This is a genomic window from Acidovorax sp. SUPP1855 (assembly GCF_030158955.1).
Classification (GTDB): Bacteria; Pseudomonadota; Gammaproteobacteria; order Burkholderiales; family Burkholderiaceae_C; genus Paracidovorax.
On record NZ_BQXI01000006.1, the window covers coordinates 218,836 to 232,221 of the forward strand.

Genomic DNA, 13,386 nt, shown 5'->3' on the forward strand with positions numbered 1-13,386 from the left:
CTTAATTGATTCAGCTCGTAAGAAGACTGGATCAGGTGTAACGCGACCGGTACCATCCGCCGGCGTTCGCTCTCGAACGCTGCGCCGGGCGTTGCCATGGCCCCCGGTCTTGCCCGAAGCGCATGGCCTGGCGCGCGCATGCTTTGCCTGTCCTTCCTTGGGACCAGCGCACCGTGTTTCCTTCTTTTTCTAGGCGGATGTCCATGGTTTCCCCCTCATCGTCATGTCGCAGTGCCTGCTCGTCGGTTGGCGTGCCCGCCGCCACCCGGGCGCTGGGGGTGCTGGCGTCCTTCCTGTTGCTGGCAGGAGTGGCCAATGCCGCCTCCGCACAGCAAGACGTTCCTTCCTCCCGCCAGGTGCTGGAGACTTTCCCGGTGAATGGCCAGCCGGCGCCTGGGGTGCGGCAGGGCTACGAGCTTTCCCTTGCCGCATGCAAGGATGCGGCCTGTGCTTTCGAGGTTCGCCTGCTGTCCGGGGTCGGGGAGCCGCTGGCCGAAGGCGGTGCGGGTGTATCGGTACTTGGGGCCACGGCGCTGGAGTGGCCTGCCTCTGCAGCGCCCGCGCAGCCGCTGGACGCCCCGCAGCCGGGAACCGGCCCGTTTCTGGCCAACACCGCCGCGTCCCGCGTCTGGTCGACGGGGGAAGAGGAAAGCACGGTCACCGCGTCGGCCAGCGCCGTGCCGGTGGAGCCGGGCAAGCCCTCTGGTGCGCGCGCCTTGCTGGTCACGCAGATGGCCGGGTTCGACCACCCCAAGCGCCGCCACGCGCTGTACGTGGCTTCGCAGGGCACTCTCAAGACGGCATGGTCGCGCAGCGAACCGCAGGGACCCTACGTGTCCCAGGTCATCGCCACGCCAGGCCATGCGCCCATGTACCTTTCCGTGTTCTTTTCCCCCGATGACGATGCGGCCGACAAGGTGTCCGCCCAGCGTCTGGCGTGGGACGCCAAACGGCAGGTGTTTTCCGAAGAACCGTCTCTGGCCGCCGTGCAAGCGGTGGTGGCGGGTTCGTATCCCACCGTCCGTGCGGCCCGCGCTGCACGCGCCGCGTCAGCCTGTTTCGCGGGATATGGCGTGGTGGACACCTGGCCTGGCAAAGGGCGGGTGTCCCACCGCTACGCGCTGATCGCACTGGCGGTGGCACCCGAGCAGGCCAATGCAGAGGCGGCGCGCCTGGGGCAGTGCCAGCCAGGCCTGCAGGCACGGCAGCATCTGCTCAGTCGCCTGTCGCCGCGTTCATCCTCCAACCCGTAAGCCCGAACCATTGCACCGAGGGAGCACCATGCCGGACATCAAGGACAGCGTCGGAGAAGGCGCCAAGAACCAGGGCCACGACGTGGCACTTCTGCAAGCCATGCTGCGGGTCATCAAGGACGCCAAGAATGCGCCCTACCTCAGCGTGGACTACGACGGCAGCTACGGTGGGCAGACCCGCGCGGCGATCGAACGCTTTCAGATCGACCAGAAGCTGGCGCAGAGCCCGGTCGCCAAGGCCGCTGCAGCGAAAGGGCCTGCGGCCGTATCACCCGTGCCGGCTGCGGCGGGCGGAGCCCAGGAGACACTGGGTCTGGTCGCCCCTGGCAGCGCGACGTTGCAAAAAATCAATGCCATGCTGCCGGCCACGCACCAGGCGATGCGCTCTTCCCCCGGCTCCAAGACGGTGTACATCGCGGCCGATGCCAAGGATGCGGCCACCAGCAAGGCGGCGATCGCCAGCGATGCGGAGTACGAGCCCACCTTTCGCGCCAAGCTGTCCAACCTGGTGCAGCAGATGTATGACACCCACGAGATCGTCCTGTGGATCACGCCCACGGGCCGCCGCCGCACCTTCGCCCAGCAGGCGGCGGAGACGCAGACCAATGCCGGGCCCGGCGAGAGCAACCACAACTTCGGCCGCGCGGCGGACATCGGCTTTCGGCGGTTCCAGTGGGTCAAGGGCAACGGGGTGATCGCCACCGATGCCGACTGGCTCAACGGGCTCGAAGCCGCCAAGGCCGGCGAAGCGACCCGCTGGTGGAACGAGCGCGATCTGCTGGCCGCCAAGGAAGGGCTGCTGCCGCTGAACTTCGAGCGGGTGCATCTGCAGGCGTTCGCGCAGAAGGGCGTGAGCAACCAGCGATCGCTGGCCCAGCTGTTGAACGCGGTGTCCGCGAGCAACATGCGCTGGAAAGCGGCCTACCAGGCCGACCTGCAGTCCCAGGGCAAATACTGGGCGAATGTCGGCACGGCGAAAGCCATCTGGGCCGGCAACGCGGCGGTGACGAAATCCGACCTGGCCAAGGCGCGAACCGCGGCCACCGGAAAGCAGGTCAAGGATGCCGACATTGCGCAGGCCGAGGTCGACGCCATGCGCAAGACGCTGAAGGCGGACTTCCAGGCCGCCGATGACAACTGGGTGAAGTGGACCGCCGTGCCCTGATGCACGGGTCCCGGACCGGGCCTCGGTGCCTTGGACGGTCCGTACCTGCAGGCGTCTTCGCCCCTGCGAAGTTTTGCCGTTCGACATTCCATGCCCGAGGGCCCCTATCTTGAGAAATGAATTTTCCCTGGAGGGTGCCGCGCGCATCCCCTTGCCTTTCGATTCCGAGTCCGCCAGCGCGATGCCTTCGGGACCGCGCTCTCCACAGGACGTGCTGTCTTGCGTCAAGGTCGCCTCGCACGAGCTTCAGGGTTTCCGGCCCATCGCCGAGAGCATCGAGTGGGACCTGGGCCATCTGCATTGGGCCCGGGCGGGGCTGCTGGCGTTCGCCGAGAACGAAGTGCCGTTCGTGGTGAACAACAGTGGGCGGCTGTCGGAAGACGCGGCCGCGCTGCTGTTCAACCACTGCGTGTCGACCGAGCCGGCCGGCCCGATCCATGTGCTCGAACTGGGCGCGGGCTGCGGCTTGTTCGCCCGCTATTTTCTGCAGGCCTTCAATCAGCTGTGCCAGCAGGAAGGCCGTGCCTTCGACAGGCAACTGGTGTATTTCGTCACCGATGCGTCCGAGCGCACATTGGCGCAGTGGCGCGAGCGCCGCATGTTCGATGCATTCGGGGCACAGGTGGTCATGGCGCGATGCGATGCCACCCGGCCGACCGAGATCCGCCTCGCTGACGGAAGGGTCCAGTCGCTGCAGGCGCTGCAGGCCGTGTTCTGCAACTACGTGCTCGACGTGCTGCCCGCCACGGTGCTGCGCCGCCAGGGGGAACGCATCGAGGAACTGCGCGTGCGCACCCGGCTGACCGACAACGCCGACTTGGTGCGCCAGTACACCCCCTTGGGCCTGGAGGAGATCCGGGCCTTGGCGAATGCCCACGATCCGGACCAACGCGCATTGCTGCTGCCGCTGGCGGGCCTGTTCGATTACGAGGTGGACTTCTTCCCGCTGGAGGGCGAACTGCCGCTATTTGCCGGGCAGGCGCTGGAGCGGGCCGATCCGGTGCCGAAGTTGCTGGTCAACCACGGGGCATTCGGCGCATTGCACACGCTGCAGGGGCAGTTGGTGGACGGGGGCTTCATCCTCATCAACGACTATGGTGCCAGCACGCCCCAGGCAGCTGCGGAGTCGGCGGCGCCCCAGCGCTTCGGCAAGACCAGCGCGATCGGGCTGAATTTCCCGCTGCTCGGGCAACTGTTCGACCGCGACGGCTGGCGCGTGGTGGTGCCGGAGGGCGATGCCACGCGCGCCATCCATGCCCGCCTGTTGGTCAAGGCGGAGCAGGAGCGCACCATTGCGGCGTTCGGCAACCGTTTTTGCGCCGATGCGCAGCAGTTCTTCGATGGCCCGGCGCAGGACGCGCGCGGGCACCTGCAGGCCGGCCGGCAGGATGCCGCGCTCGAAAGCTACCGCCTGGCCATTGCGCGCAATCCGCGGGACTGGCGGCTGCTGGGCGAGGTGGCGGAGTTCGTGGGCATCCAGTTGCGTGACTTCGCCGCAGGCATCGAGTTGGCGCGCAGCGCGCTGGACATCAACCCGTGGCTGAGCGCCTGGCTGTGGAACGTCCTGGGCGATTGCCTTTACTGCCTGGAGCGGCATGGCGAGGCCCAGGAGGCGTACTTCCAGGCCCAGCGCATCGATCCGAAGGACGCGCGCACCCAGCTCAACCTGGCCTATGCCTGGCAGCAGCGCGCGGATTTCGAGAAGGCGCTCGGTGCGGTGGCGCGGGGCCTGGCGGGCGACGTGCACGGCATCCACGGGCCCCGCCTGCTGGAAAAGCAGCAGCAGATCCTGGCCCAGATGGCATCGCTGCGGGCCACGGAAATGCAGCGCTCCGCAGAGCGCGCCGCGCGGCTGCAGGCGGCTTAGAGCGGCGGCCTGCTTCCCGCCTGGGGCCCCGCCGGTGTCCCGCGGCCCTTGGCCGGTATCCGGTCCTGCAGCATCGTCTGCGTGATCGCGCGGCCCACCTGTTCGAAGGCCTTGCCGGCCTCCTTCATCTCGTCCAGCCCCTCGGCGCAGGCGGCTACCACGATGGCGTTGCGCCCGTTGTCCTGCGGGTCGATCACGCCCATGTGGCAGGCCCGGTGCAGCTGCGTGCCGGTCTTGTGGATGAACCGCACGGTGCGCGGCAGGCCGGCCTCCAGGCGGTAGGCGTCGTAGGTGTCGAACTTCAGGTCCTTGTAGAGCAGTTGCTGGTGCGCCGGCGAAACGAGCTGGCCGCGCACCAGCTTTTCCAGCATGGCGCCGTAGCCCTCCAGCGTGGCGGTGTTGTGGTTCGTGCGGTAGTAGCGGTCGTAGGCCTCGTCCAGGGTCTGCACGCGCAGCGCGGAGGGCGCCACGCCGAGCGTGCGGGCGAGCGCCTGCAGGCGCTTGGGGCCCACGGGAGCGCCTGCGATGCGCACCAAGTCCATGTTGGAGAGCCGGCGCGCGTCGGGGTGGGCCTCGGCATAGACCTGGTAGCGCACCTCGGTGAAGTTGGTGATGCGGCCCACGCCGCGGCCGCCCAGCAGGGCCTGCGCGCGCTGGTTCAGCGTGTCTTCGCCCACCGCGCGGATGAGCATGTTGGCGGCCGTGTTGTCGCTCTCCATCAGCATGCGCTGCAGCAGCGATTGCACGCTGTGGCGCGTGCCTTCGGGCTGCCAGACCACGGCGCCCGAGCCGTCGACCTTGTCGCGCGCCTGCACCACGAGTTGCTGGTCCAGGCGCAGGCGGCCGGCCTCGGCCTCCTGCAGCACGGCGATCGCCACGGGCAGCTTGACCGACGAGGCCAGGTACCAGGGCCGGTCGGCCGCATGCGCGAAGGTCTCGTCGTTGTCGAGCCGCTTGACGTACAGGCCCAGTTGGCCGGGCGTGGCCTGTTCGATGCGTTCCACCTGCTGGCGCAGCGCATCGGCCCAGGCGGGCGCGGCGTGGGCGGGCTCAGGGTGGGTCGTCGTCCACGCCAGCGCCAGGACCAGCAGGGCCAGGGTGGCCCCCCGGGCCCGCGGTGCCGGAAGGGGCCGCGGCGCGGCTCGGCACGGTTTGGCAGGGAGTTTCATGGGGTTTTCCATCCGACAACAGGCCCGACTGGCAGAGGGCGATGCCGACCTGCCGAAGCGTGCGGTCGGACCGGGCCGTGGACAGTTCGCCGCGCGTGCAGGCCACCACGATCACGCGCCGGTCTGTCGGCAGGCGCGGCACCGTCACGAGGCCCGAGTCGCATGTTCGGGCGCGCTGCGTTCCGGTCTTGTGGGCGAAGCGCGCACGGGTGGGTAGTCCGGCCTTGATGCGGTTGGGACCCGTCTTCACGCGTTCCATCACGCCCAGCAGGTAGGCCGTGTGGCGCGGCTCCAGGAGCTTGCCTTCCACCAGCTGCGCGAGCAGTTCGGCGTACGCATCGAGCCGCCCGGAGTTGAGCCCGCTGGCGTAGTAGGCCTCGTAAGCCTCGCCCACCGACAGGGGCCGAAGGCCATCGGCCGGCACCCGCAGCAGGCGTGCGAGGGTGGCCTTCACATCGGCATCGGTGCGCTGCTGGTGGAGCGCGATGAAGTCGCGCCCCGACAGGTGCACGGCCTCGGGCGTGAGCTGGGCGTAGGCCTGGCGCCGCACGTCCGCCAGGTGCGTGATGCGCTCGAAGCCACCCGGCACCACCGACTGCACCAGCGCGTTCACCTCGCGCAGGCCGACGAGGTCGATCAGCATGTCGCTGGCGGTGTTGTCGCTGTAAACGATCATCTGCTCCAGCAGCCAGCGCACGCTCAGCGCCGCGCCCACCGGCTGGTTCTTGGCGGGCCCGGCGCCGTCCACGTAGTCGGTGGCGCGCAGGGTGAGCGGCGTGTCCAGCGTGTAGTCGCCGCGCTCGACGCCGCGCAGCACGGCGATGGCCACCGGCACCTTGATGGACGAGGCCAGGTACCAGCGCTCCTCGCCGTGAAAGGAGAAGGACTGCCCCGTGTCCAGGTCGCGCACGTGCACGCCGAAGGCCGCGCTGCTGTGCGCGGCGACGCGGTCCAGCTCGCTCTGCAGGGCCTTGGCCCAGGGCGGCGCAGGGGTGGTCGCTGGGGGCGAGGGGTCGGGCGGCGTGGCGAGCGCGGGCGGCAGCAGCATCAGTGCCGCCCCTGTGGTCCAGGCCAGGGCGATGGGGCGCAAGCGTGCGAAGGCGGTAGAGGGCATGCGTGGCGTGTGAGGACAACCGGGAAGGAATGCGAAGCCGCCAAGGTACACCGGCCCCCGGCCCGGCGGCGTAACACCCCGTGCGGCGTGGGTGTGGGACAGGAGCGCATGGCAGGCAGTGGGCACTGTTTTTATAATCAGTGCCTTTGCGCACCCCCACCCTCGCACGCACTTTCGCACCCGGCCCCCCCCACCGCCTCCCCACCATGCCCGAGCCCACGCTCACCCGTTCCCACCGCACCCGCCTGATGCAGATCTGGCGTTCGGCCGGCTGGCCCTGCCAGGATGCGCTGGAGATCGACCTGCTGGCGGCGCGCATGGTCGCGCTGCATACCGCGCTCGAGGGCCACGCGGTGCTGCGCCTGACGGACGCGGGCATCCAGTGGCTGGCCGAGGCTCGCCAGCGCGGCCTGCGGGCCCTGAGCGCGCACGACCGGCTGGCCCAGCGCTTTGCCGAGCACCTGCTGGGCGCTGGGCGCATCGTCTGGCGCGAGCTGTCGCTGCGCGCCGCCATCGAGCCGGCGCCCCCGGAGGTGGCCCTGGCCGCCGAAGGGCCCGCCGCAACGCCGGTGGCGGGCCGTGCCGCGGCACCGGGACGGCTTTGGGCCGACGAGGCCGATGCGCCCCCGGCCCGCGCCGCCGCCCAGGTCTGGCGCATGGCGCGGCCCGATCTGTTCTCGGTGCGCAACACCACCGTGCCCGCCTACCTGCAGCCCATGGTGCACGAGGTGAAGGCCAGCCGCGCCGACCTGCTGTCCGACCTGCGGCACTGCGCCAAGCGCCAGGCCTACCAGTGGCTGTGCGAGGAGTGCTACTACGTGTTCCCGGCCGGCGTGGCCGCGCCCGAGGAGATTCCCGAGCAGTTCGGCGTGTGGGTGCTGCACGGCGAGATCGACCACGGCCGGTTCGAACTGCTGCGCCCCGCCCGCCACGCGGGCTGCAGCCTGCCGTTCGCCGTCTGGATGGCGCTGTGCAAGGCCACGCCGCTGCGCAGCGAGGGCGAGCCGGCGCAGGGGCTGCTGGGCGAGGGGCTCGCTGGCCTGGAGGATGCCGACCTTTTGCGGGAGGCGGCCCGGGGGCCGGCGCCGGGCCCCTGCGAGGGCGCGGCCTGATGTACACCGTGGCCGTGCGCGAGCTGTGCGAGTTCACGGCCAAGCAGGGCGATCTGGACCTGCGCTTCACCCCCGCGCCCACCGCGCTCGAAGGCATCGCCGGCCATGCCACCGTGGCCCAGCGGCGCATGGCGGGCCGGGGCGCGGGCGCCGGGCCGGGCTACGAGAGCGAGGTGGCGCTGGAGGGCCGCTACCGCCACCTGCATGTGCGCGGCCGGGCCGACGGGTTCGATCCCGCCGCGGGCCGGCTGGACGAGGTCAAGACCTTCAAGGGCCGGCTGGACCTGCAGCCCGACTCGCACCGCGCGCTGCATTGGGCGCAGGCCAGGGTCTATGGGTGGCTGCTGTGCCAGGCGCGGCAGCTCGCGCGGATCGACGTGGCCCTGGTGTACTTCGACATCGGCAGCCAGCAGGAGACGGTGCTGGTCGAGCCCTGCACGGCCGACGCCCTGCGCGCCCACTTCGAGGCGCAGTGCGAGCGCTTTCTCGGCTGGGCCGAGCAGGAGGCGGCCCACCGCGCCACGCGCGATGCGGCGCTGCGCGCAGCGGTGTTTCCGTTCGGAGGCTTTCGCACCGGGCAGCGGCCCCTGGCCGAGGCCGTGTACCGCAGCGCCACCGCCGGGCGCTGCCTGCTGGCGCAGGCGCCCACCGGCATCGGCAAGACGGTGGGCACGCTGTTCCCGCTGCTCAAGGCGGCGCCGGGCGGGCGGCTGGACAAGGTGTTCTTCCTCACCGCCAAGACCTCGGGCCGGCAGGTGGCGCTGGATGCGCTGGCCCGCATCGCCGCGGCGCAGCCCGTGGCGGACCCGGCCGCTGCGCCGGGGGGCGATGGCGCACAGGCCCCGGCGCCTGCCGGCCGCCTGCCGCTGCGCGTGCTGGAGCTGATCGCGCGCGACAAGGCCTGCGAGCACCCCGGGCAGGCCTGCCACGGCGAGTCGTGCCCGCTGGCCCGGGGCTTCTACGACCGCCTGCCGGCCGCGCGCGCGGCGGCGCTTTCGCCCACGACGGGCGGCGGCGACCGGCCTCTCCTAGACCAGGCCCACGTGCGCGACGCCGCCCTGGCCCACGGCGTGTGCCCCTACTACCTGGGCCAGGAACTCGCCCGCTGGGCCGACGTGGTCGTGGGCGACTACCACTACTACTTCGATGCCGGCGCGCTGCTGCACGGCCTGGCGCAGGCCAACCAGTGGCGCGTGGCGGTGCTGGTGGACGAGGCGCACAACCTCGTGGAGCGCGGCCGCCGCATGTACACGGCCGAGCTGCTGCCCGATTCGCTCTACCAGGCGCGGCATTCGGACACCGCCGCCCGCGTGCCTGCGGTGAGGAAGGCGCTCGACAAGGTGCGCCGCGCCTGGGTGGCGCTGGACAAGGCGCAGCCGGGGGCCTACGCCGTGCACGAGGCCTTCCCCGCCGCGCTGCTGGCCGCGCTGCAGCAGTGCGGCAGCGCCCTGGCCGACCATTTCGCGGAACACCCCGAGCAGATGGACCCGGCGCTGCAGGCCTTCTACCTGGAGCTGCTGCACACCCAGCGGCTGGCCGAGTGCCTGGACACGCATTCGATGGTGGACGTAACCCGCGCCCCCGGCGGCGCGCCCGGCAGCTCGGTGGTCTGCCTGCGCAACGTGGTGCCGGCACCGTTCCTGGCGCCGCGCTTCGCGGCGGCGCACACCAGCACGCTGTTTTCCGCCACGCTGCAGCCGGCGCGCTACTACGCCGACCTGCTCGGTCTGCCGACCGGCCATGCCGGCGTGGACGTGGCCTCGCCCTTCCAGGCCGCCCAGCTGCGCGTGGCCGTGGCCCGCCACATCTCCACGCGCTACCCGGACCGGTCCGCCTCGCTCGTGCCGATCGCGGATCTGATGGCGCGGCAGTTCGCTGATCGGCCGGGCAACTACCTGGCGTTCTTCAGCAGCTACGAATACCTGCAGCAGGTGGCCGAGGCGTTCGCGCGGCGCCACCCGCAGGTGCCGCACTGGCTGCAGTCGCGCCGCATGCAGGAGGCCGGGCAGCGCGAGTTCCTGGCGCGCTTCACCGAGGGCGGCGAGGGCATCGGCTTCGCCGTGCTGGGCGGCGCGTTCTCCGAGGGCATCGACCTGCCGGGCCGGCGCCTGATCGGCGCGTTCCTCTCCACGCTCGGGCTGCCGCAGATGAACCCGGTGAACGAGCAGATCCGCCAGCGCATGCACGCCCTCTTCGGCGCGGGCTACGACTACACCTACCTCTACCCGGGGCTGCAGAAGGTGGTGCAGGCGGCTGGCCGCGTGATCCGCTCGCCCAGCGACGAGGGCGTGGTGCACCTCATCGACGACCGCTTCGCTCGGGCCGAGGTGCAGCGGCTGCTGCCGGCCTGGTGGGCCGTGGAGGGTTAGACCTCCAATCGGCCTCCAGCGCATATTCCACTAGGGCATATTGCTATTGAATCAATAGCGAAAAAAGGAGCGAGGCCAGCGGTGTGACATGAACACCAGTGCCAACAGCAGCACCGAGATGGCAGCGGCTGCGATGAACGGTATTTCAGTCCCTCCATGTGCAATAAGCAAAGCACCAAAAGACGGAGCCGACACAATGGCGAAGGTAGAAGAAACTCAATGAGCAAACCGGCATTGCCGTGTACTTCTGCGACCCGCACAGCCCTTGGCAAAAAGGCTCCAACGAGAACATGAATGGCCTGGTGCGTCAGTATTTGCCCAAAGGGACGGATCTGAGAATCTACAGCCAACAGCCGCTCGATGCGATTGCAGATGAAATCAAAAACCAACCTAGAAAAGGGTTGGAGGTACGATCACCTCTGGCTGTGTACCGTGAGCTGCTGATTAACAGCCCGCAACACTCCATCCTCATTCACTGAACTCATAGGTGTTGCACTTCACTTTTGAATCCGCCACCGATCTCGTGCTCTACACCGATCTCGTGCTCTAGTTCGAGTTGCGTGCTGCCACGGTCAGCAAAATTATGAGAATAAATAATATGGAAGAGACGATGATTATTGAATACAATACTGACAGTTACGCCGGCACTTTCGACCGGCTTAAATCGATATTGCGCCGGCTCGAATCTGATACAGGAAAAATATCGAACAGACGGGTGTCGATTTCGCCGGAAGCTGCTGAATCTTTTGTGCGTGGGGTGTTCTCTAATCTCTACGAACGTCTAGTGGATGAACTGTCTTCTGCGGCAATCTCAAGGATGAACTCGTCTGGCCGTTGGGATAAAATAACTGCGAGCGAACTGATCTGTGAAGTGATGACGGACAACTCCGTCCGTCGAGGGGCTTTAAGCTCCATTGGCAGGATTGAGCGTAGAAATCAGATAAAAAAATACATCGATTCCGGAACAATCCAGTTCGCAATATTGCTATTACCTTTTCGCACCGCCTCACCTATAAAAAATAGAGGTACGTTGCCTGACCTAGGTGAAGTTTACACTTTGGTACTTCTTGCGGCACTCGCAAGAGCTAGCGAGGTCGCACAGGAGAAGATTCGCGCGACGTGTGAACGTATTTTGATGGAAATATGTTCTACCGGCCTCGATTCAATTGTAGTGCGAACACCCGGTTTATCGAATTTTGATAGAAACCGACTCACAGATTCGGTTCTAGATGCAGCAAGGGTAAGTTGCCCTATCAAATCCAGTTATGCGGCGCGACGTAAGGCACTCGTCAGGGCCGTACGCGAACTGCGTGAGATTTCGGTGGTCAATTATGAGCTTCTTGGCGACCTTCTTGATCGACTAAGTGCAGCCAATATCTCGCTCGATACCTGCTGGACCTTCCTTGCGGCAAAAATCGTGAGAGTTCAAGTATTGGGAGTGCAAGACGCTGGCCGCTACCCGTGCTTTTCGACTACATCCATGACGACCATTGCAAAATACAGGAAGCTGTTGCTGGATTTCGTTTCATTTTTGCAGCTTCCCAAAGAAAATTTTCGGCTCGTCGCATATGAGGAAATTGCTGATCGCATGCAAAGCGAAGATCGGTACACTCAAAACGAGTTTTACGAGGCTAGGCTAAAGCAACTTCGGTTGGAAATCGATGCTTGCTTGAAAAAACTCTATATCGCAGGATCTCGTGAAGATTTTCATCGCATTCTGTCAGAATCCACGACGACTCCTCAATTATCAACCTTGTTTGAAGCGATCCTTTTTTCTATCGTACATCCTACTTTGAACACAGGCAACGAATTCACGTCGGAAAATATTCGTCACTATGTTGTGATGATGAGTAATATATATGAGGCCGCCAGTAATGAGGCAAGTGAGATAATTCGTCGCCGAATTATATTTTCAAGTCTTAATGGAGCGGCCGAATACTGCGCCGCGTACGAATCGAATACTGGTTCAAAAAATCCTTCAGGATTTGATGATGTGGCGGTAATTGCCCCAGATGCATTGCGCATGTCAATACATCGGAAACAAGAGTCAATCGGGCATTTTTCAGTCTCTGTATCGCCAAGTCACGGGCGCACACCGTGGCATGGAACTGTCGCATTTCATAGGCAGTCTAGCGCCAACACCATCGGAATTTCAGTGGATCTTGCGGTGGACCTAGAGGCAGATGGCTATTATGCTGTTCATATTGATGAAGCCGCTAAAGCTTCTGCAAGCGGATGGACGGAGGGTTATATAAATGAGAAGCAGGCGATTTTCTACATGTGCCCGAGTTTCTTTGAAAATTCTCAAGATACAAGCGATAAAATTGCAAGGCTCGCCTCGATGCAGTTGCGAGCTTATTCCTAGAATGTGGATGGTCCATCTTGATTTTAAATTTTTTTGCGCCGTTCTCTGTTATTTTTTGATTCGATTCTGGGTACACAATAAAAACCTGATAGTGCGCCGATAAATAGGGCCAACGACGGCTGCAGCCGTGGTGCAGCGCCTGTAGCCGGATTGGTGAGTGGTAGAGAGGTTTAGGCCTCAAATCGGCCTCCAGCGCATATTCAACCAGGGCGTGTTGCAATTAAATTGGTAGCATCCGATTGCGCAACGTGGTGCCGGCGCCGTTCCTGGCGCCGCGCTTCGCGGCGGCGCACACCAGCACGCTGTTTTCCGCCACGCTGCAGCCGGCGCGCTACTACGCCGACCTGCTCGGCCTGCCGGCCGGCCATGCCGGCGTGGACGTGGCCTCGCCCTTCCAGGCCGCCCAGCTGCGCGTGGCCGTGGCCCGCCGCATCTCCACGCGCTACCCGGACCGGGCCGCCTCGCTCGTGCCGATCGCGGACCTGATGGCGCGGCAGTTCGCTGATCGGCCGGGCAACTACCTGGCGTTCTTCAGCAGCTACGAATACCTGCAGCAGGTGGCCGAGGCGTTCGTGCGGCGCCACCCGCAGGTGCCGCACTGGCTGCAGTCGCGCCGCATGCAGGAGGCCGGGCAGCGCGAGTTCCTGGCGCGCTTCACCGAGGGCGGCGAGGGCATCGGCTTCGCCGTGCTGGGCGGCGCGTTCTCCGAGGGCATCGACCTGCCGGGCCGGCGCCTGATCGGCGCCTTCCTGTCCACGCTCGGACTGCCGCAGATGAACCCGGTGAACGAGCAGATCCGCCAGCGCATGCATGCCCTCTTCGGCGCGGGCTACGACTACACCTACGGGAGCCTCTCACAACCCCATGTTTGACGAATCCGAACAGGAATGAGTGGGCGCCAGCAGCCGTTTGAGCGTGATGAGGCCCAGCAGCGGTCTGCGCCTGGGTGCATGAGGGGCCTTGCAGGCCCGG

The 13,386-nt window shown here is 66.3% G+C and carries 8 protein-coding genes and 2 pseudogenes; 8 read left to right on the top strand and 2 right to left on the bottom strand.

Going from position 1 to position 13,386, the window contains the following annotated elements:
• Positions 1–251: 251 nt before the first annotated feature.
• The 3 genes from AVMA1855_RS07840 to AVMA1855_RS07850 all read left to right on the top strand — a co-directional run bounded on the left by AVMA1855_RS07840 (position 252) and on the right by AVMA1855_RS07850 (position 4,285).
• Positions 252–1,253 carry a hypothetical protein gene (locus AVMA1855_RS07840; RefSeq protein ID WP_284425279.1) on the top strand — a complete coding sequence of 334 codons (1,002 nt, stop codon included), beginning with the start codon at positions 252–254 and terminating at the stop codon, positions 1,251–1,253.
• 28 nt (positions 1,254–1,281) lie between these two features.
• Entirely contained in the window at positions 1,282–2,418 is a 1,137-nt protein-coding gene (locus AVMA1855_RS07845) for a M15 family metallopeptidase (protein ID WP_284425280.1), read from the top strand.
• 151 nt (positions 2,419–2,569) lie between these two features.
• Positions 2,570–4,285, top strand: coding sequence for a tetratricopeptide repeat protein (locus tag AVMA1855_RS07850; protein WP_284425281.1), 1,716 nt, complete (start codon positions 2,570–2,572; stop codon positions 4,283–4,285).
• Here the strand turns inward: AVMA1855_RS07850 and AVMA1855_RS07855 are convergent.
• Together AVMA1855_RS07855 and AVMA1855_RS07860 are read right to left on the bottom strand one after the other, a co-directional pair.
• Positions 4,282–5,454 (bottom strand): serine hydrolase, encoded by a 1,173-nt coding sequence (locus AVMA1855_RS07855; RefSeq protein ID WP_284425282.1) that lies wholly within the window; start codon positions 5,452–5,454, stop codon positions 4,282–4,284. The genes AVMA1855_RS07850 and AVMA1855_RS07855 overlap by 4 nt on opposite strands.
• The gene (locus tag AVMA1855_RS07860; RefSeq protein ID WP_284425283.1) at positions 5,336–6,568 is read right to left on the bottom strand and encodes a serine hydrolase; all 1,233 of its coding nucleotides are present in this window, start codon (positions 6,566–6,568) and stop codon (positions 5,336–5,338) included. The genes AVMA1855_RS07855 and AVMA1855_RS07860 overlap by 119 nt, the downstream gene beginning before the upstream one ends.
• Before the next feature lie 206 nt (positions 6,569–6,774).
• On the opposite strand from AVMA1855_RS07860, the gene AVMA1855_RS07865 reads away from it, so the two are divergent.
• The 5 genes and pseudogenes from AVMA1855_RS07865 to AVMA1855_RS07885 all read left to right on the top strand — a co-directional run.
• Entirely contained in the window at positions 6,775–7,680 is a 906-nt protein-coding gene (locus AVMA1855_RS07865; RefSeq protein ID WP_284425284.1) for a hypothetical protein, read from the top strand.
• Positions 7,680–10,049, top strand: a complete 2,370-nt coding sequence (locus tag AVMA1855_RS07870; RefSeq protein ID WP_284425285.1) for an ATP-dependent DNA helicase — start codon at positions 7,680–7,682, stop codon at positions 10,047–10,049. Before AVMA1855_RS07865 ends, AVMA1855_RS07870 begins: the two co-directional genes overlap by 1 nt.
• Positions 10,050–10,276: 227 nt before the next feature.
• Positions 10,277–10,528, top strand: a pseudogene (locus tag AVMA1855_RS07875) (IS30 family transposase); the annotation flags it as partial.
• A 119-nt stretch (positions 10,529–10,647) separates the two neighbouring features.
• A complete protein-coding gene (locus AVMA1855_RS07880; RefSeq protein ID WP_284425286.1) occupies positions 10,648–12,414 on the top strand; it encodes a hypothetical protein in 1,767 nt (588 codons plus the stop codon).
• 239 nt (positions 12,415–12,653) lie between these two features.
• Positions 12,654–13,259, top strand: a pseudogene (locus AVMA1855_RS07885) (helicase C-terminal domain-containing protein); the annotation flags it as partial.
• Positions 13,260–13,386 lie beyond the last annotated feature (127 nt).

Coding starts and splice junctions, on each gene's coding strand:
- AVMA1855_RS07845 (WP_284425280.1), top strand. CDS start 1,282: ATGCCGGACATCAAGGACAGCGTCGGAGAAGGCGCCAAGAACCAGGGC.
- AVMA1855_RS07855 (WP_284425282.1), bottom strand. CDS start 5,454: ATGAAACTCCCTGCCAAACCGTGCCGAGCCGCGCCGCGGCCCCTTCCG.
- AVMA1855_RS07860 (WP_284425283.1), bottom strand. CDS start 6,568: ATGCCCTCTACCGCCTTCGCACGCTTGCGCCCCATCGCCCTGGCCTGG.
- AVMA1855_RS07865 (WP_284425284.1), top strand. CDS start 6,775: ATGCCCGAGCCCACGCTCACCCGTTCCCACCGCACCCGCCTGATGCAG.
- AVMA1855_RS07870 (WP_284425285.1), top strand. CDS start 7,680: ATGTACACCGTGGCCGTGCGCGAGCTGTGCGAGTTCACGGCCAAGCAG.
- AVMA1855_RS07880 (WP_284425286.1), top strand. CDS start 10,648: ATGGAAGAGACGATGATTATTGAATACAATACTGACAGTTACGCCGGC.